The organism is Bradyrhizobium sp. LA2.1 (assembly GCF_040547725.1).
GTDB classification, from domain to species: domain Bacteria; phylum Pseudomonadota; class Alphaproteobacteria; order Rhizobiales; family Xanthobacteraceae; genus Bradyrhizobium; species Bradyrhizobium barranii.
The window spans coordinates 1-18149 of sequence record NZ_JBEPQI010000039.1; the positions used below are offsets into that span (position 1 = coordinate 1).

14 protein-coding genes are annotated in these 18149 nt (G+C 65.7%); 8 read left to right on the top strand and 6 right to left on the bottom strand.

The window, feature by feature from the left end:
- Nucleotides 1-98 precede the first annotated feature (98 nt).
- Complete coding sequence (locus ABIB95_RS43265) at nucleotides 99-497, bottom strand: MAPEG family protein (RefSeq protein ID WP_354248721.1); 399 nt, start codon at nucleotides 495-497, stop codon at nucleotides 99-101.
- A gap of 82 nt (nucleotides 498-579) precedes the next feature.
- Between ABIB95_RS43265 and hemH the strand changes: the two genes are divergently transcribed.
- From hemH to ABIB95_RS43290, 5 genes are all read left to right on the top strand, one after another.
- On the top strand, nucleotides 580-1617 hold the full coding sequence (gene hemH, locus ABIB95_RS43270) for a ferrochelatase (RefSeq protein ID WP_354248722.1): 1038 nt from the start codon (nucleotides 580-582) through the stop codon (nucleotides 1615-1617).
- Between the two features lie 11 nt (nucleotides 1618-1628).
- Complete coding sequence (locus ABIB95_RS43275) at nucleotides 1629-2606, top strand: ABC transporter substrate-binding protein (protein WP_354248723.1); 978 nt, start codon at nucleotides 1629-1631, stop codon at nucleotides 2604-2606.
- A gap of 106 nt (nucleotides 2607-2712) precedes the next feature.
- Nucleotides 2713-3240 (top strand): hypothetical protein, encoded by a 528-nt coding sequence (locus tag ABIB95_RS43280; protein WP_354248724.1) that lies wholly within the window; start codon nucleotides 2713-2715, stop codon nucleotides 3238-3240.
- 195 nt (nucleotides 3241-3435) lie between these two features.
- On the top strand, nucleotides 3436-4440 hold the full coding sequence (locus tag ABIB95_RS43285) for an SPFH domain-containing protein (protein WP_071909416.1): 1005 nt from the start codon (nucleotides 3436-3438) through the stop codon (nucleotides 4438-4440).
- A gap of 112 nt (nucleotides 4441-4552) precedes the next feature.
- The gene (locus tag ABIB95_RS43290) at nucleotides 4553-4996 is read left to right on the top strand and encodes an NfeD family protein (RefSeq protein WP_028148102.1); all 444 of its coding nucleotides are present in this window, start codon (nucleotides 4553-4555) and stop codon (nucleotides 4994-4996) included.
- Between the two features lie 187 nt (nucleotides 4997-5183).
- Here ABIB95_RS43290 and ABIB95_RS43295 read toward each other — a convergent pair whose 3' ends face one another.
- Nucleotides 5184-5504, bottom strand: a complete 321-nt coding sequence (locus ABIB95_RS43295) for a winged helix-turn-helix transcriptional regulator (RefSeq protein ID WP_354248725.1) — start codon at nucleotides 5502-5504, stop codon at nucleotides 5184-5186.
- Between the two features lie 73 nt (nucleotides 5505-5577).
- Between ABIB95_RS43295 and ABIB95_RS43300 the strand changes: the two genes are divergently transcribed.
- Nucleotides 5578-6132 (top strand): carboxymuconolactone decarboxylase family protein, encoded by a 555-nt coding sequence (locus ABIB95_RS43300; RefSeq protein WP_354248726.1) that lies wholly within the window; start codon nucleotides 5578-5580, stop codon nucleotides 6130-6132.
- A gap of 156 nt (nucleotides 6133-6288) precedes the next feature.
- On the opposite strand, the gene ABIB95_RS43305 is transcribed toward ABIB95_RS43300, so the two are convergent.
- The gene (locus ABIB95_RS43305) at nucleotides 6289-7296 is read right to left on the bottom strand and encodes a KpsF/GutQ family sugar-phosphate isomerase (RefSeq protein ID WP_354120766.1); all 1008 of its coding nucleotides are present in this window, start codon (nucleotides 7294-7296) and stop codon (nucleotides 6289-6291) included.
- Between the two features lie 191 nt (nucleotides 7297-7487).
- On the opposite strand from ABIB95_RS43305, the gene ABIB95_RS43310 reads away from it, so the two are divergent.
- Nucleotides 7488-9230: an outer membrane beta-barrel protein gene (locus ABIB95_RS43310; RefSeq protein WP_354248727.1), complete on the top strand. Its 1743-nt coding sequence runs from the start codon at nucleotides 7488-7490 to the stop codon at nucleotides 9228-9230.
- A gap of 206 nt (nucleotides 9231-9436) precedes the next feature.
- Here ABIB95_RS43310 and ABIB95_RS43315 read toward each other — a convergent pair whose 3' ends face one another.
- A complete protein-coding gene (locus ABIB95_RS43315; protein ID WP_354120768.1) occupies nucleotides 9437-10888 on the bottom strand; it encodes a glutamate synthase subunit beta in 1452 nt (483 codons plus the stop codon).
- A 163-nt stretch (nucleotides 10889-11051) separates the two neighbouring features.
- Nucleotides 11052-15785: a glutamate synthase large subunit gene (gene gltB / locus ABIB95_RS43320; RefSeq protein WP_354248728.1), complete on the bottom strand. Its 4734-nt coding sequence runs from the start codon at nucleotides 15783-15785 to the stop codon at nucleotides 11052-11054.
- Between the two features lie 491 nt (nucleotides 15786-16276).
- Between gltB and ABIB95_RS43325 the strand changes: the two genes are divergently transcribed.
- On the top strand, nucleotides 16277-17050 hold the full coding sequence (locus ABIB95_RS43325) for a hypothetical protein (RefSeq protein ID WP_354248729.1): 774 nt from the start codon (nucleotides 16277-16279) through the stop codon (nucleotides 17048-17050).
- A 246-nt stretch (nucleotides 17051-17296) separates the two neighbouring features.
- Here ABIB95_RS43325 and ABIB95_RS43330 read toward each other — a convergent pair whose 3' ends face one another.
- Nucleotides 17297-18067 (bottom strand): alpha/beta fold hydrolase, encoded by a 771-nt coding sequence (locus ABIB95_RS43330; RefSeq protein WP_354248730.1) that lies wholly within the window; start codon nucleotides 18065-18067, stop codon nucleotides 17297-17299.
- Between the last annotated feature and the right edge of the window lie 82 nt (nucleotides 18068-18149).

The following is an 18149-nucleotide window of genomic DNA, read 5'->3' on the forward strand; positions in this document are numbered from 1 at the left end:
TTGGCAGGCAATTGCCGGGACCAAGGCATTCGCTCCTGACGTCTTCAGCCTCAAGAGCCGATAACGCAACGGGCCCACAAGGGGAGAAGGAAGAAAGATCACACCGGCAAAAACCGCTTCAGCGCCGGCATGAAGAAGATCCCGAGATTGATCGCAAAACCGATGCTCCAGAGGATCGAGCGCAGCGTCGGGCGGTTGCCGAGATAGGTCAGCACGTAGGCGATCCGCACGATCAGGAACAGCACGGCGAGCTCGTCGATCAGCCGCTGCGGCGAATCCCGGAATTCGGCAAGCAGCACCGCGAAGGCGAAGAACGGAAAGGTCTCGATGCCGTTCTGGTGGGCACCGAGCGCGCGCTGCGCCAGCGCATCCTCGAAGAAGGCGGGGTCGCGCGGCCGGGAATTGTCGAACGTGCGAAACCGCGTCCATTTGACCGCGACGATCGTCGCCAGATAAAGCAGCAGCGCTCCAAGTACGCAGCATTCCGCGAGTGTCATCAGCCCCTCCCCGCTTGGGCGCGACCCTAGCGAAATCGACCTCATCTTGACAAGTTCGGAGCAACGCGCGACGCAACTGATCATGACGACAATTGCCCCCATCGCAGCGCAAAAGCCCGCCGTCCGGTCCGGCCTGCGGCGCGTCGGCGTGCTCCTGGTCAATCTCGGCACGCCCGATACGGCCGATGCGCCCGGCGTGCGGGTCTATCTCAAGGAATTCCTCTCGGACGCCCGCGTCATCGAGGACCAGGGGCTGGTCTGGCAGTTCGTGCTCAACGGCATCATCCTGCGCAGCCGTCCCCGCACCAAGGCGCTGGACTATCAGAAGATCTGGAACAATGAGCGGAACGAGTCGCCGCTGAAGACCATCACGCGCTCGCAGAGTGACAAGCTTGCGGCCGCACTGTCTGACAGCGACCACGTTGTCGTGGACTGGGCGATGCGCTACGGCAATCCCTCGATCAAGTCCGGCATCGACGCGCTGATCGCGAAGGGGTGCGACCGCATCCTCGCCGTGCCGCTCTATCCGCAATATTCCGCCTCGACCTCGGCGACGGTCTGCGACGAAGTGTTCCGCGTGCTCGCCCGCTTGCGTAACCAGCCGACCCTGCGGGTGACGCCGCCTTACTACGAGGACGAGGCCTATATCGAGGCGCTCGCGATCTCGATCGAGACGCATCTGGCGACGCTGCCGTTCACGCCGGAGCTGATCGTGGCGTCCTTCCACGGCATGCCGAAATCCTATGTTGACAAGGGCGATCCCTATCAGTCCCACTGCGTCGCCACGACGGAGGCGCTGCGCCGCCGGCTCGGCATGGACGAGACGAAACTGCTGCTGACCTTCCAGTCGCGCTTCGGCAACGACGAGTGGCTCCAGCCCTACACCGACAAGACCATGGAGCGGCTGGCCAAGGAAGGCGTGCGCCGCATCGCGGTGGTGACGCCGGGCTTCGCCGCCGACTGCCTGGAGACGCTGGAGGAGATCGCGCAGGAGAATGCCGAGATTTTCAAGCATAATGGCGGCGAGCAGTTTTCCGCGATCCCCTGTCTGAACGACAGCGATCCCGGCATGGACGTGATCCGCACCCTGGTGCTGCGCGAGCTTCAGGGCTGGATCTGATGGCGTGTCCCATGAACCGCCGCCAGACTTTGGCGCTTCTTGGGACGATTGCCGCGCTGCCGGCCTCGGTGCTGGCGCAGCAGCCGAACGCGCCGCGGCGGCTTGGCGTGCTCTCGGTCACGGCCGCGGATGACGCGATCGGGCAGGCCCGTAGCACGATCCTGGTCGAGACGCTCGCCGCCCATGGCTGGAAGGAGCACGACAACCTCAGGATCGATTGGCGCAGCGGCGCCGGCGACCGGGCGCGCATCGCGCGCCTCGCCGACGAACTCGTGGCGCTCAAGCCGGACATCCTGCTCGCGGTCGGCACGCCCTCGGTCGAGGAGCTGCGCCAGCGCACCACGACGATTCCGATCGTGTTCGCCGTCGTCACCGATCCCGTCAGCCAGGGCTTTGTCAAAAACCTCGCCCATCCCGGCGGCAACATCACCGGCTTCACCGATTACGACGGCCCGCTCGCCGGCAAATGGCTGGAGATGCTGACGCAGGTCACGCCCAAAGTGTCCCGCGTCTTCGTCGTCTACAATCCTGCCACCGCGCCGTTCGCGCCCCTGATGCTGCGCACGATCGAGGATGCCGCACGGACGCTTCACGTGTCGGTCGAGGCAGCGCCGGTTCACGACGCTGGCTCGATCACCGCGCTGGCTTCGCGGAAGGACGGCGGCCTGCTGGTGCTGCCTGACTTCTTCACCATGGCCAATCGCGCCCAGCTCCTGGCTGCAATCGGTGAAGCCCGCGTGCCGGCGGTGTTCTGGAGCCGCACCTTCGTCGATGAGGGCGGGCTGATGTCCTACAGCACCGACAGCGCCGAGCAGCTTCGCCGCGCCGCCAACTACATCGATCGCATCCTGAAGGGCGCGCAGGCAGCCGACCTGCCGGTCCAGAACCCCACCAAGTTCGAGCTGGCGATCAACCTGAAGACGGCGAGGGCACTGGGGCTGACCATGTCGCCCTCGCTGCTTGCGCTCGCCAACACCGTGGTTGAATAGGGGCGCCGAAGCTACCTTCAACTGGTGATTCCGGAATTCCTGGGGCAGAATGACGGTGGGGATGTTGCCGCGAGCGACGCGGCTTGAACGGGGCGGGCGCGATTACATGCGGGGATTGTTGCTTGTAGCTGTCGTGGCCTGCGGACTCGCTGGCTGCAACACGACCGGGGACGTAGCGTCGACCATGTATCCGGAAGCGGTGCGGGCCGGCGGTGCCGTCAAGAGCGATACGGCGGTTGTCCTGGTCGCAAACGGCGGCAGCGAGACGATCAACTATCTCCAGTTCGTTCACAACGGTTTTCCTGCGATCAATGCGCGTGGGATCAGCCTTGCTCCGGACGGCTTTGTTGCGATTCCGGTCGCGGTCGGAACGACGGGGCTTGAGCTGCAAAACTATACGACGACGGGGCGCCCGGGCACCTATCTCCCGAATGGCGCGTCGATGGGATTCGTGCCGGTGCATACGCCCAAGATCGATCTTCCCGCCCCCGGACTGTATTACGTTGCGACCGTCTTTCCGGGGCAGCAACGCAGCTTCGAGACAAGGCCGACGGCCGTCCAACTGGCGAAGCTGCGCAAGGAGCGGCCCGAGCTCGCCGCGCTGAAGCCGGTGAATTTTACATGGTCGAACTAGGACACCGGCCGTTGCTAGGTTGCCTCCGTGCCGTTTCAAGGGTTTTCTCACAATACTTATCGGCGATCGTTCCGCCTCCGTACTTCTTGTGCAAATGTCGCTCCGCGCCGACGTGAATGGTGACCGCTGAACCGGTAAGGTCGCGTTCCCGACCAATGACAGCGCGGGAAGGGGCTTTCCCGCCTTGGAGGAAATATGAGCGGTTTCGATGTTTTCGCGATTGTTCTGGTGTTGCTCGTCATCGTCACGCTGGTTGCCGGCGTGAAGACGGTGCCGCAGGGCTATGACTGGACCATCGAACGGTTCGGCAAATACACCCAGACGCTGAGCCCCGGGCTCAACCTGATCGTGCCCTATTTCGATCGCGTCGGACGCAAGATCAACATGATGGAGCAGGTGATCGACATTCCCGAGCAGGAGGTCATCACCAAAGACAACGCCACCGTGACGGTGGACGGCGTCGCCTTCTACCAGGTGTTCGATGCCGCCAAGGCGAGCTACGAGGTCTCCAACCTGACCCAGGCCATCACGGTGCTGACCATGACCAACATCCGCTCGGTGATGGGAGCGATGGATCTCGACCAGGTGCTGTCGCATCGCGACGAGATCAACGAGCGCCTGCTTCGCGTCGTCGACGCCGCGGTCTCGCCCTGGGGCCTCAAGGTCAACCGCATCGAGATCAAGGACATCGTGCCGCCCGCCGACCTCGTCGAAGCCATGGGCCGGCAGATGAAGGCCGAGCGCGTCAAGCGCGCCGACATTCTGGCCGCCGAAGGCCAGCGCCAGTCCGAGATCCTGCGCGCCGAGGGCGCCAAGCAGGGCCAGATCCTCCAGGCCGAGGGCCGCAAGGAAGCTGCGTTCCGCGACGCCGAGGCCCGCGAACGTTCCGCGGAGGCCGAGGCCAAGGCGACCCAGATGGTCAGCGAAGCGATTTCCAAGGGTGATGTCGCCGCGCTGAACTATTTCATCGCCGACAAGTATATCAAGGCGTTCGGGCAACTGGCCGACTCGCCGAACCAGAAGGTCATCATGCTTCCGGTCGAAGCGATGAGCATGCTGGGCTCGCTCGCCGGCATCGGCGAAATCGCCAAGGCAACGTTCGGCGAAAGTGCGGCGTCCGCGGCCGCTGCCGCCCGCCGCGGCGGTTCGGTGCCGACGACCGGCCCCACGCCGCCGGCGGTGCCGCCGCGGCAGGGATAATCAAAGCGCATGCACTTTCGAAAAGTGCATGCGGCAACTTAAGGCGCATGCCCCGGAAAAGTGGGGACCGGTTTTCCGATCAGGGCATACGCCAGTATAAAGAGGTCGTGTCATGACCGACATGTTCGTATCGCTCGGCACCTGGAATTGGCTGATCTTCGGCTTCATCCTGATGGCGCTGGAGGTGCTGGCGCCGGGCGTATTCCTGTTCTGGCTCGGGCTCGCCGCGTTGCTGGTCGGCCTGATCTCCTTTGCTGTCGCCGTGTCGTGGCAGATCCAGCTGGTGATGTTCGCGATCTTCGCTGCCGCCGCCGTGCCGGTGTGGCGCCGGCTCGCGCGGCCGAAGCTGGACGCAAGCACCAGCCCCTTCCTGAACAAGCGCAGCGAGGCATTGCTCGGCCGCGAGTTCACGCTGGAGAAGCCGATCATCGACGGCAACGGCACCGTGCGCCTCGGCGACACGGTGTGGCGCGTGGCCGGGCCGGATACGCCGGCCGGGACGCGGGTGAAGGTGGTGCAGGTGGACGGTGCGAATTTGACGGTGGCCGCGGCGTAGTTTGTTTCCCTCCCCCCTTGTGGGGGAGGGTGGCTCGCCGCAGAGCGGCGAGACGGGTGAGGGGTATCTCTCCGCGAGTGAATCTCTTGCTTCTGAATTCGCGGAAGCAACCCCTCATCCGGCGCTTCGCGCCACCTTCTCCCACAGGGGGAGAAGGAAGATTGGAGTGCGCGGCTGTGTCCAGATTCTACCTCTTCCACCTCTCCGCAAACCGGTGCAGCGGCATGAACGTCTCGCACAGCTCGCGCCCCAGTGCCGTCAGCCCGTAACCTCCACCGTCGCCCAGCTCCACGAACCCCGCATCGCGCAGCTCCGTCAGCCGCGCCTGCAGCACCGTCGGCGAGGCCTCGTCGCAGGCGGTGCGCAATGCGCGGGAGGTGAGGGCTTGATCGCGCAATTCCCACAGAATCCGCAGGCTCCAGCGCCGGCCGAGGAGGTCGAGCAGCGCCATGATCGGCCGGCCGGTGCGGGAGCCTCGGACGTTGCCTGATGCTGCCTGTTTCGCCATCCCGGCCCCTCTTGCGCGGTGCTACAAATAATGTAGCGTGTTGCTACGATAATTGTAGCAACGGAGACAGCTGATGTCCCAGGCCACGCCGCGTATCGCGCCGCTTGTCCCGCCTTATCCTCCGGAGATCCAGGCGCAATTCGACCGCATCATGCGCGGCGCCCCGCCGCTGGCGCTGTTCCGGGTGATGGCGGGCCATACGCGCGCCTGGGACAAGTTCCGCGCCGGCGGCCTGCTCGATCCCGGTCCGCTGTCATTGCGCCAGCGCGAGATCGTGATCGACCGCACCTGCGCGCTGACCGGATGCGAGTATGAATGGGGCGTGCATGTCGCGATCTTCGCCGGGCCGGCGCGGCTCAGCGAGGAGGAGGTGCATGCGACCGCGCGGGGCGATGCGACGTCACCGTGCTGGTCGCCGGCGGAGCAGGCGCTGATCGCGGCGGTCGATGCGCTGCATCACCGCGCGACGTTGGATGACGCCAAATTCGCCGCGCTGTCGGCGCATTACGACGAGGCCCAGATCCTGGAGATCATGCTGCTGTGCGGCTTCTACCGCACGGTGTCGTACCTGGCGAACGGGCTGAAGCTGCCGCTGGAGGAGAAGGCTGCGCGGTTTCCGGTGGTCTAACCGCCGTCATTGCGAGCGTAGCAGTGCCGCTCTTGGCTCCTCATCCTGAGGAGCGCGGAACGCGCGTCTCGAAAAATGAAGGCCCGGCCGGTGGCCTCGCCCTTCGAGACGCTCGCCGTTGGCGCGCTCCTCAGGGTGAGGGTCAAGACAGCGTGCTTACGCCACGCCCGCCCGCAGCAGATCGTGCAGGTGCACGATGCCCACCACCTTGTCGGCTTCGGTCACCACCAGCGTCGTGATCTTGCTTGTGTTCAGCACCTCGATCATCTCGGTGGCGAGCATCGAGGGCGGTACGGTCTTCGGCTGCCTGGTCATGATGTCGTCGACGGACGCCGTCAGCAGATCCGGCCGCATGTGGCGGCGCAGATCGCCGTCGGTGATGATGCCCGCGATGCCGCCGGCATCGTCGACGATGCAGACGCAGCCCAGGCCCTTGGCCGACATCTCCATCACCGCGTCCGACATCTTGGTGCCGAGCGGCTTGAGCGGGATCTCCGCGCCCGTGCGCATGTAGTCGCGGACGAATTTCAGCATCGCGCCGAGCTTGCCGCCGGGGTGGAAATGCGCGAACTCCAGCGCGGTGAAGCCGCGGCCTTCGAGCAGCGCGATCGCGATGGCATCGCCGATCGCGACCTGCATCATCGTCGAGGTGGTCGGCGCCAGATTGTGCGGGCAGGCCTCGCGCGCCTTCGGCAGCTCGATCACGATGTCGGCGGCCTGGCCCAGCGAGGACGCCGCGTTCGACGTCACCGCGATCATCGGGATCGCGAAGCGCGCCGAATAGTTCACGAGGGTCTTCATCTCCGGCTGCTCGCCGGACCAGGACAGCGCCATGATGACGTCGTCGGTGGTGATCATGCCGAGGTCGCCATGGGCGGCTTCCGCGGTGTGGACGAAGAAGGCCGGCGTGCCGGTCGAGGCCAGCGTCGCCGCGATCTTGCGCGCCATGTGGCCGGACTTGCCGAGGCCGGTGACGATGACGCGGCCCTTGGCGTTGCGGATCAGGTCGACCGCCTTGGCGAAGGTCGTGCCCAGCGGACCGCGCAGGGCGGCGGCGAGCGCATTGATGCCGCCGCTCTCCGTCTCCAGCGTGCGGAGCGCGGATTCGACGCTGTCGGGAGTAGGGCCGGATGATGGGGTCATCAGCGGTTTCGAGCTCGACATGTTCAGGTCCAGGGAGGAGGGGCGCGCGCCCGTTGGTGCCTGCTTAGCATGGCCAGACCGGCGAGGCGACGAGAGCGCCAAGGCCCTCAACCGGTCATTAACCATAATTGTTTTAACTCCATTAACGATGGTTCCCGCCCGCCGGCGGAGGTCGTCGTGAAAGTGCTTGATTTCGTTGGAGTTATTACATCGTGGGGGCGCCTCCAGGCACGGGCCGGAGCAAACGCGGGCATTTCCTGCGCGCGGCTTTGCCGTGCCTTGCGCTGACCGCCCTCGGAAGCGCGCCGGCGGCCGCCCAGAGCCTCACGCCCGACCTGTTCAATCCCAACCGCGGCGGCTTTGCTGCGCCCGACACGCTGCCGACGCGCCGCACGGCGGGCGTGCCGCAGGCGCCGTTGGACGCGCTCCCGGCGCTGCCCGATCCCAATGCCGATCCGCGCAAGCGCCAGCAGGCGCCGGCGACCTCGCGCGTCGGCCAGGTGCCGACCTACGGCCTGCCGGCCGCCAACGGCGCCAGCGGCTCCGGCTACGACTCGCTCAACCGCAAGCGGCAGCAGCCAAAGCTCTATCCCGGGCAGCCGAAGCCGAAGCGCCCGGTCGGACCCGGCTCGCCGGTGCCGCCGGCAACGCCGGACAGGACGCTCGGGCCGCCGCGCATCGCGCCGCCACCGTCGGAAACCGCAAACAAGGCGCCGGTGCCGCGGGCGATGGCGGGCACCGTGCCCGGCCAGCCGCTGCGCCGCCGCCTCAAGGCCGACGACGATGCGTTCGGAGCGGTCGGCGACTATGCCGGCAGCTTCCTGATCAAGGGCGGGCTCGAGCTCTCGGCCGGCTACGACACCAATCCGGCGCGCCTGAACAAGCCGGTCGGCTCGCCGGCCTATGTCGTCGCGCCCGATCTTCTCGTGATGTCCGACTGGGAGCGCCACGCGCTGGTCGCGGATCTGCGCGGCTCGTTCTCCGGCTACACCAACAACATGCCGGCGACGATCGACGGCTTCGCCTCGCCGTCGCCGGTCGAGATCGACCGCCCCGATTTCACCGGCCATGTCGACGGCCGCCTCGACGTCGACCGCGATTTCAAGCTGACCTCGCAGCTCCGCCTGCGGCTCGCCACCGACAATCCCGGCAGCCCGAACGTGCAGGCCGGCCTGCAGAAATATCCGATCTACGCCGCTTACGGCACCACGCTCGGCTTCAACCAGACTTTTAATCGCTTCCAGGTCGCCGCCGGCGCCACCGTCGATCGCACCGCCTACACCGATTCCAAGCTGACCGACGGCTCGACCTTCAGCAACGACGACCGCGACTTCAACCAGTATGGCGGCATCGGTCGTTTCTCCTACGACCTCAAGCCGGGGCTGAAGCCGTTCGTCGAGATCGAAGGCGACAGTCGCGTGCACGACCAGCCCGCCGACCGCAACGGCTATTTCCGCGATTCATCGGGTGGCTACGCCAAGGTCGGCTCGACCTTCGAGTTCTCGCGCATCCTGATCGGTGAGATCTCGGTCGGCTATACCGCGCGCAACTATGTCGACCCGCGCCTCAGCCAGCTCGCGGGCTTCCTCACCGCGGGCTCGCTGATCTGGAATGCGAGCGGCCTGACCACGGTGAAATTCGCCACCGACACGCAGATCGCGGAGTCCACGGTCCCCGGCTCCTCCGGCGTGCTGGTGCGCACCTACGGGATCGAGGTCGATCACGACTTCCGCCGCTGGCTCACCGCGGTCGGCAAGTTCACCTACGGCACCTACGACTACCAAAACCAGAATCGCAACGACAAAACCTACTCACTCGAAGGCAATCTGATCTACAAGCTCAACCGCAACATCTGGATCAAGGGCACGCTGCGCCACGACATCCTGAACTCGAACCAGCCGGGGTCGAGCTCGCAGGGGACGGTGATGTTGGTGGGGGTGAGGTTGCAGAATTGAGGGCGGCGGTGCGTCGCGTTTGAGCGTATGCGGCCTAGTTCGGCTCCGCTCTCGCCACCTACTCCGCTGTCATGCCCCGGCTTGACCGGGGCATCCAGTACGCCGCGGCCTATCGTTTCGATTACAACTGTCTTTGGAATGCTGGATCGCCCGGTCAAGCCGGGCGATGACACCGTTTGCTAATCTGGCAGCAGAACCAGCCGCGGTTACCGCGGCAGATCCGTCTTCCCCATCAGGAACGTGTCGATCGACCGCGCACACAGCCGGCCCTCGCGGATCGCCCAGACCACCAGCGACTGGCCGCGGCGCATGTCGCCGGCGGTGAACACGTTCGGGCGCGAGGTCTGATAGTCGAGCGTGTTGGCCTTGACGTTGCCGCGCGGGTCGAGGTCGACCGAGAGCAGCTTGAGCAGGCCCTCGTGCACGGGATGCACGAAGCCCATCGCGAGCAGGACGAGCTCTGCATCGAGCTCGAACTCGGTGCCGGCGATCGGCTTGAACTTGTCGTCGACGCGCACGCAGTGCAGCTTCTTGACCTTGCCGTTCTCGCCGGAAAACTTCTGTGTCAGCACGGCGTATTCGCGGACCGCGCCTTCGGCCTGGCTCGACGACGTGCGCATCTTCAAGGGCCAGTTCGGCCAGGTCAGCCCCTTGTTCTCGCGCTCGGGCGGAGCGGTCATGATCTCGAGCTGGGTGACCGAGAGCGCGCCCTGGCGCAGCGAGGTGCCGATGCAGTCCGAGCCGGTATCGCCGCCGCCGATGACGACGACGTGCTTGCCGCCGGCCAGGATCTCCTGGACGCCGCCGAGCGGCTCCTCGGAGACGCGGCGGTTCTGCTGCGGCAGGAAGTCCATGGCGTAGTGGATGCCTTGGAGGTCGCGGCCGGGGATCGGCAGGTCGCGCGGGGCTTCTGCGCCGCCGGTCAGCGCGACGGCATCGTAATCGTTGAGCATCTCGCGCGGGTCGACATTGCCGTCAGCGCCGACATGGCTGTTGTAGTGGAAGGTGACGCCTTCGCCTTCCATCTGCTTGACGCGGCGGTCGATGACGCCCTTCTCCATCTTGAAGTCGGGGATGCCGTAGCGCAGCAGGCCGCCGGCCTTGGCGAACTTCTCGAACAGATGCACGTCGTGGCCGGCGCGCGCGAGCTGCTGCGCGCAGGCCATCCCGGCCGGACCCGAGCCGATCACCGCGACCTTCTTGCCGGTCTTGACGGTCGCCACTTCCGGCTTCAGCCAGCCATTGTCCCAGGCGCGGTCGACGATCGCGCATTCGATGGTCTTGATGGTGACGGGGTTGTCGTCGATGTTGAGCGTGCAGGACGCTTCGCACGGCGCCGGGCAGATGCGCCCCGTGAACTCCGGGAAATTGTTGGTCGAGTGCAGGTTGCGCGAGGCCTCTTCCCAATTGCCCTGATAGACGAGGTCGTTGAAGTCAGGGATCTGGTTGTTGACCGGGCAGCCGGGCGTGCCGGGCGCCACCGAGCCGGTGCCGTGGCAATAGGGGATGCCGCAATTCATGCAGCGCGCGGCCTGATCGCGCGTTTCCTTCTCGGTCAAGGGAACGACGAACTCGTTGTAATGCTTCACGCGCTCGGCGACCGGGGTGTACTTGCGGTCATGCCGTTCGATTTCGAGAAAACCCGTGATCTTGCCCATTAAATCCGAAGTCCCTGCCGCTTAAATTCGTCTTCTCTCTAGCCAGACCCTCATCCTGAGGAGCGGCGCACTGGCGCCGCGTCGCGAAGGATGAAAGGCCCCGCTGGTGACCTCATGGTTCGAGACGCAGCTATCGCGCTCCTCACCATGAGGGCTTATCGCTCTACGCGCCGATCGCGATTTTCGGCTCGGCGTCCGCGTTGGCGGCCATTTCGCGCAGCGCGCGCCGGTATTCGACCGGCATCACCTTGCGGAATTTGGGCAGCCAGTCCTTCCAGTTGGCAAGGATGTCGGCGGCGCGCTTGGAGCCGGTCGCTTTGGCATGGCGCGAGATCAGGACGTGCAGGCGCTCGACGTCGGAGTCGAGCAGGTTCTTGAACACGTCGACCCGGCCGTGCGCCTCGAGGTCACCCGAGTGGTTATAGGTGCCGGCGTTGATCAGCTCTTCCGACAGCACCGGCTCGAGCTCGACCATCGACATGTTGCAAAGCTTGTCGAAGTCGCCGGTCTCGTCGAGCACATAGGCGATGCCGCCGGACATGCCGGCCGCGAAGTTGCGCCCGGTCTTGCCGAGCACGACCACGATGCCGCCGGTCATGTATTCACAGCAATGATCGCCGGCGCCTTCGACGACCGCCACCGCACCCGAGTTGCGCACGGCGAAACGCTCGCCGGCGACGCCGCGGAAGTAGCACTCGCCCTGGATGGCGCCATACATCACCGTGTTGCCGACGATGATGCTCTCTTCCGGCACGATGCCGCTGTTGGCGGGGGGCTTGACGATGATCTTGCCGCCCGAGAGGCCCTTGCCGACATAGTCGTTGGCTTCGCCTTCGAGCTCGAAGGTGACGCCTTGCGCCAGCCACGCGCCGAACGCCTGGCCGGCGGTGCCCTTGAGGCCGACATGGATCGTGTCGTGCGGCAGGCCGGCATGACCGTAGATCTTGGCGACCGCGCCCGACAGCATCGCACCCGCGGAGCGGTTGGTGCTGTTGATCCTGGCCTCGATCTTCACCGGCGCGCCGCGGTCGAGCGCAGGCGTCGCCTTCTCGATCAGCGTGCGGTCGAGCACCGCCTCCAGATGATGGTTCTGGCGCTCGGAGTGATAGATCTTCTGGCCCTTCTCTTCCTTCTGCTTGACGAACAGCTTCGAGAAATCGAGGCCCTTGGCCTTCCAGTGTGCGACCAGCCTGGTCTGGTCGAGCAGCTGAACCTGGCCGATCATCTCGTTGAAGGTGCGGAAGCCGAGCGATGCCATGATCTCGCGGACTTCCTCGGCGACGAAGAAGAAGTAGTTGATCACGTGCTCGGGCTGGCCGGTGAAGCGCTTGCGCAGGACGGGGTCCTGGGTCGCGACGCCGACCGGGCAGGTGTTGAGATGGCACTTGCGCATCATGATGCAGCCGGCCGCGATCAGCGGCGCGGTGGCAAAGCCGAACTCGTCGGCCCCTAAAAGCGCGCCGATCACGACGTCACGGCCGGTGCGGAACCCGCCGTCGACCTGGACCACGATGCGGCTGCGCAGCCGCTCGCGCACCAGGGTCTGGTGGGTTTCGGCAAGGCCGATCTCCCACGGTGAGCCGGCATGCTTGATCGAGGTCAGCGGCGAAGCGCCGGTCCCGCCCTCGAAGCCCGCGATGGTGACATGGTCGGCGCGCGCCTTGGCGACGCCGGCGGCGACGGTGCCGACGCCGATCTCGGAGACGAGCTTGACCGAGACGTCGCCCGTCGGGTTGACGTTCTTGAGGTCGTAGATGAGCTGCGCCAGATCCTCGATCGAGTAGATGTCGTGGTGCGGCGGCGGCGAGATCAGGCCGACGCCCGGCGTCGAGTGACGGACCTTGGCGATGGTCGCGTCGACCTTGTGGCCGGGCAGCTGGCCGCCTTCGCCGGGCTTGGCACCCTGCGCCATCTTGATCTGCATCATGTCGGAGTTGACGAGATACTCCGTGGTGACGCCGAAGCGGCCCGAGGCGACCTGCTTGATCGCCGAACGCATGGAATCGCCGTTCGGCATTGGCTTGAAGCGGTCGGCTTCCTCGCCGCCTTCGCCGGTGTTCGACTTGCCGCCGATCCGGTTCATAGCGATCGCGAGCGTGGTGTGCGCCTCGCGCGAGATCGAGCCGAAGCTCATCGCACCGGTGGCGAAGCGCTTGACGATGTCCTTGGCCGGCTCGACCTGGTCGATCGGGATCGGCTTGCGCTTCTCCTCGTCCGCGTTCTTGATCCGGAACAGGCCGCGCAGCGTCAACAGCCGCTCCGACTGCTCGTTCAGGATCTTGGCGAAGGCGCGGTAGCGTTCCAGCGAATTGCCGCGGGCGGCGTGCTGGAGCAGCCCGACCGACTCGGCGGTCCAGGCATGATCCTCGCCACGGCTGCGATAGGCATACTCGCCGCCGACGTCGAGCGCGGTCTTGTAGACCTGCGCCTCGCCGAACGCGTCGGCATGACGGCGCACCGCTTCTTCCGCGATCTCGGCAAGGCCGACGCCCTCGACACGGGTGTGGGTGCCGGCGAAGAACTTGGAGACGAAGTCGGCCTTGAGGCCGACGGCGTCGAAGATCTGCGCGCCGCAATAGGATTGGTAGGTCGAGATGCCCATCTTGGACATCACCTTGAGCAGGCCCTTGCCGATCGACTTGATGTAGCGCTTGACGATCTCGTAGTCGTCGAGCGAGCCGGGCAGGCGGTCCTTCATCGCGATGATGGTTTCGAACGCCAGATAGGGATTGATCGCTTCGGCGCCGTAGCCGGCCAGGCAGGCGAAGTGATGCACTTCGCGCGGCTCGCCGGATTCGACGACGAGGCCGACCGAGGTGCGCAGTCCGACGCGGATCAGATGATGATGCACGGCGGCGCAGGCCAGCAGTGCCGGGATCGGCACCCGGTCGCTGCCGACCATGCGGTCGGACAGGATGATGATGTTGACGCCCTCGCGGACGGCAGCTTCCGCACGCGCGCAAAGCTCGTCGAGCACCTGGTCCATGCCGGCCGCGCCGAGACCGGCGTGGAAGGTGGTGTCGAGCGTGCGCGACTTGAAGTGCGACTCGGCCACATCGGAGATCGAGCGGATCTTTTCAAGGTCCGCATCGGTCAGGATCGGCTGGCGCGCTTCGAGACGCTTGGTGGTGGCAAGGCCCTGCAGGTCGAACAGGTTCGGCCGGGGTCCGATGATGGAGACGAGGCTCATCACCAGCTCCTCGCGGATCGGGTCGATCGGCGGGTTGGTGACCTGCGCAAAGTTCTGCTTGAAGTAGGTGAAGAGCGGCTTGGCCTTGTCCGACAGCGCCGAGATCGGCGTGTCGTTGCCCATCGAGCCCGCGGCTTCCTCGCCGGTGGAGGCCATCGGCGTCATCAGGATGGAGATGTCTTCCTGGCTGTAGCCGAACGCCTGCTGGCGATCGAGCAGCGACAGGTTGGAGCGCACGCCGGTGGTCGGCACCTTCGGCAGCTCTTCCAGCACGATCTGGGTCCGCTCCAGCCACTCCTTGTAGGGATGGCTCCGGGCGAGCTCGGCCTTGATCTCGTCGTCCGGGATCAGGCGGCCCTGCTCGAGGTCGACCAGCAGCATCTTGCCGGGCTGCAGACGCCACTTGGTGATGATCTGATCCTCGGGGATCGTCAGCACGCCCATCTCGGACGCCATCACGATGCGGTCGTCCCTGGTCACGAGATAGCGCGCCGGCCGCAATCCGTTGCGGTCGAGCGTGGCGCCGATCTGGCGTCCGTCGGTGAAGGCGATCGCGGCGGGGCCGTCCCACGGCTCCATCAGCGCGGCATGATATTCGTAGAAGGCGCGGCGCTTCTCATCCATCAGAGGATTGCCCGCCCACGCCTCCGGAATCATCATCATGACGGCGTGCGGCAGCGAGTAGCCGCCCTGCACCAGGAATTCGAGCGCGTTGTCGAAGCAGGCGGTGTCCGACTGTCCCTCGTAGGAGATCGGCCAGAGCCGGTTGATGTCCTTGCCGTAGAGCTCGGAGCTCACGGAGGCCTGGCGCGCCGCCATCCAGTTGGTGTTGCCGCGCAGCGTGTTGATCTCGCCGTTATGCGCGATCATGCGATAGGGATGCGCCAGCGACCACGCCGGGAAGGTGTTGGTCGAGAAGCGCTGATGCACCAGCGCCAGCGCGCTCTCGAAGTCCGCCTCGTGCAGATCGGGATAGTACTTGCCGAGCTGGTCGGCGAGGAACATGCCCTTGTAGATCACGGTGCGGCACGACATCGAGCAGGGGTAATAGCCCGCAAGGCCGCGATCGCGGCGCTGGTAGATCGCCTGCGAGATCGACTTGCGCAGGATGTAGAGCCGGCGCTCGAAATCGTCCTCGGTCTTGGCGGTGCCGTTGCGGCCGATGAACACCTGCATGCAGGCGGGCTCGGTCGGCTTCACGGTGACGCCGAGCGAGGAATTGTCGGTCGGCACGTCGCGCCAGCCGAGCAGGGTCAGGCCCTCTTCCTTGATCTGGTCGGCGATGATGCTCTTGATGACGTTGCGCCAGGCGGTGTCGCGCGGCATGAACAGCGCGCCGATGGCGTATTCGCCCGGAGCCGGCAATGCAAAGCCGAGCTCCTTGGCCTTGCGGCTGAAGAAGGCGTGCGGGATCTGTACCAGGATGCCGGCGCCGTCACCGGCGCGCGGGTCGGCGCCGACGGCGCCGCGATGCTCGAGGTTGCAGAGGATGCTGAGCGCGTCCGCGACGATCTCGTGGGACTTCTTGCCCTTGATGTTGGCGATGAAGCCGACGCCGCAGGAATCCTTCTCCAGGCTCGGATCGTACAGACCTACAGCCGGCGGGCGCGAATTGTGTTCCTGAATCGGATCAGTCGTTTTCGAGGCGACCGTCGCCGACAGTTCTTCTGCCACGATGTTTGCGCGCTCGAATTGCGACCCGTTCATTGTTCCAATCCTCTCCATGCGGCAAGCTGCCTCACCGCTATCTTCGGCGCACCTTGGGCGTTCCGCGGCACCCGCCTCTGGGTCACCGCTCGTCCGCTGCGAGCCGCATTTTCTTAAATTCAGGCCAAGGCGTTCTTCGTCCCCGAGAACGGCTTTGCCTGTTGCCTTCCTGGCGCTCGAAAGCACCGACTTTCGTTGCAATCCGTATGCCGGAACTGCAAGCAAAATTGAGACAGTCTTCCTGTCCTAACCATCACCTTGCCAAATTTTTGTCTATCACACAAGCGCGCGGAAGTCCCGATTCCCAGAGTGTCAATCAGCGCTTTCCGCATGGCACGCGGCCCCGGTTTTGAAGCAAACGCGCCCTGATCCGGCCCTGCCGACGCCGAAATCCCGAATGAAGCTTCGGATCAGCCCTTCGAAAGGCGCGCCACGCCGCAAGAAGCGAAAGAGCGCGAGGCATTCGGGGGCCTGACAGGAGCGTGTCGACCATGAAGTTTTTCACAGGATGTGTGGCCGCTGCCACGCTGGCGCTGGTGGCAACGGCCGCCGAGGCACAAGTTCCGGCAAACGGCGCTGCGCGGGGCGCCTATTTCGCGGTCTCGGATTTCGACGGACCCTATGGGCCGCCGGAGGCCGCGCCGCCACCGCCGCCGCGTTACGGTTACGGCTATGGCTACGAGGAGCGCGGCCCGGCGCCGGCGCTGCTGCCGCCGACCGAGGTCTACGCGGTGCTGCGCGACAACGGCTTCTCGCCGCTCGGCATCCCGCGCCTGCGCGGCGGCGTCTACACCATCGCGGTGATCGACCGCCGCGGCGACGACGGCCGGCTGGTGATCGATGCCCGTGACGGGCGAATTCTGCGCTTCATGCCGGCCGCCGACGCCTTCGGCATGGCGCCCAGCGATGAAGTGCCGACGGTTGCACCTTACCGTCCGCAAAGCGCGTTGCCGCCGCCGACCATGGTCCGCAGCGGTCCGCCGCGTCCGCCGGCCTCGATCCCGCATGTCGCCAGCCGCAACGTGCCGCTGCCGAAGGCTGCCCCGCGCCGCGGCGAGGCGCCTGTCGCCGCCGCCAAGCCGGCCGCGCCAGCTGCGCAGCAGGCAGAAGCGCCGCAGGCGCAGCCCGCCCAACAGACCGCTGCGGTGCAGGCAAAGCCCACTGAAGCCGCACCTCAAACCGCCGCGCCAACCGTCGGTCAGGCCAAGCCGGCTCCGACTATCATGCCTACGCAGGAGATGCCGGCGGCGCAGGGGCTGGACTAGCGCGTTGCTGATTTGACGCGACGGTGCGGGTTACAGATTCGGTGTCGTCCCTGCGAACGCAGGGACCCATACCGCGTGATCTATCGACGGGGATGAGGTGCGAGTCCCGAACGACGAGTCTTCGCCAAACTTCTCCCTGGGGTTATGGGTCCCTGCGTTCGCAGGGACGACATCGGGGAGAGGCCCCTGAGCAAAACAAAAGCGCCCGAGATTCTCGGGCGCTTTTTCATTGCGGCGATCGCGCGCTCAGCTGCGCGGATACCCCGCGGCTTCCAGGATCAGATTCGCCACGTCCTTCGGATGCGACACCAGCGAGAGGTGGCCGGCATCGAGCTCGATCGTGGTTGCGTTCATGCGCTTGGCGAGGAAGCGTTCGAAATCCGGATTGATGGTGCCGTCGTTCTTCGACACCGCGTACCAGCTCGGCTTCGCGTGCCATGCAGCTTCCGTGGTGCGGCCGGCGAAGATCGAGGCGGCCGTCGGCCATTGCACGGCGTACAACTCCCTGGCCTGCTCCGGCTTCACGCCGTTGGCAAAATACTTCAGGAAGGCGTCTTCCGAGAGCTTTGTGTAGCCGTCGCGTTCGACGATGCCGGCGCGGGCCGGGCCTGCCGGAAACTGCTTCGACAGCGCGACGAAGTCTTCGTTCGCATCGGGCGCGCGTGCGGCGACGTAGACGAGGCCGGTGACCTTCGGGTCGTTGCCGACCTGGCTGATCACGGTGCCGCCCCAGGAATGCGCGACCAGCACGGTCGGACCGTCCTGTTCGGCCAGCGCGCGCTTGGTCGCCTCGACGGAGTCCGCAAGCGACGACAGCGGATTTTGCACGGCGGTGACGTGCAGGCCCGCGGCCTGGAGGATCGGGATCACCTCCGACCAGCTCGATCCGTCGGCCCAGGCGCCGTGCACCAGCACGACGTTCTTCGCCTTCACGGTCTGCGGCGTCTGCGCGTGAGCCAGGCTGACGGGGGCCGCCAGCAGGCTCGCGGCGACGAAAAGGCTGCGCCAAAGTGACATGATCGTGCTCCGTATTGTTTTTGCTGCGATGCCCAAAGGACGGAGCGCGTGGTTGCGGCGTTACGTGTCCTCACCGTTCTGT

What these genes read in the sequence shown, in the direction of transcription:
- ABIB95_RS43285 (WP_071909416.1), top strand. Translation starts at nt 3,436, where the DNA reads ATGAGCGGTTTCGATGTTTTCGCGATTGTTCTGGTGTTGCTCGTCATC.
- ABIB95_RS43315 (WP_354120768.1), bottom strand. Translation starts at nt 10,888, where the DNA reads ATGGGCAAGATCACGGGTTTTCTCGAAATCGAACGGCATGACCGCAAG.
- ABIB95_RS43295 (WP_354248725.1), bottom strand. Translation starts at nt 5,504, where the DNA reads ATGGCGAAACAGGCAGCATCAGGCAACGTCCGAGGCTCCCGCACCGGC.
- ABIB95_RS43300 (WP_354248726.1), top strand. Translation starts at nt 5,578, where the DNA reads ATGTCCCAGGCCACGCCGCGTATCGCGCCGCTTGTCCCGCCTTATCCT.
- ABIB95_RS43330 (WP_354248730.1), bottom strand. Translation starts at nt 18,067, where the DNA reads ATGTCACTTTGGCGCAGCCTTTTCGTCGCCGCGAGCCTGCTGGCGGCC.
- gltB (WP_354248728.1), bottom strand. Translation starts at nt 15,785, where the DNA reads ATGAACGGGTCGCAATTCGAGCGCGCAAACATCGTGGCAGAAGAACTG.
- ABIB95_RS43275 (WP_354248723.1), top strand. Translation starts at nt 1,629, where the DNA reads ATGAACCGCCGCCAGACTTTGGCGCTTCTTGGGACGATTGCCGCGCTG.
- ABIB95_RS43265 (WP_354248721.1), bottom strand. Translation starts at nt 497, where the DNA reads ATGACACTCGCGGAATGCTGCGTACTTGGAGCGCTGCTGCTTTATCTG.
- ABIB95_RS43305 (WP_354120766.1), bottom strand. Translation starts at nt 7,296, where the DNA reads ATGTCGAGCTCGAAACCGCTGATGACCCCATCATCCGGCCCTACTCCC.
- ABIB95_RS43280 (WP_354248724.1), top strand. Translation starts at nt 2,713, where the DNA reads ATGCGGGGATTGTTGCTTGTAGCTGTCGTGGCCTGCGGACTCGCTGGC.
- ABIB95_RS43290 (WP_028148102.1), top strand. Translation starts at nt 4,553, where the DNA reads ATGACCGACATGTTCGTATCGCTCGGCACCTGGAATTGGCTGATCTTC.
- hemH (WP_354248722.1), top strand. Translation starts at nt 580, where the DNA reads ATGACGACAATTGCCCCCATCGCAGCGCAAAAGCCCGCCGTCCGGTCC.
- ABIB95_RS43325 (WP_354248729.1), top strand. Translation starts at nt 16,277, where the DNA reads ATGAAGTTTTTCACAGGATGTGTGGCCGCTGCCACGCTGGCGCTGGTG.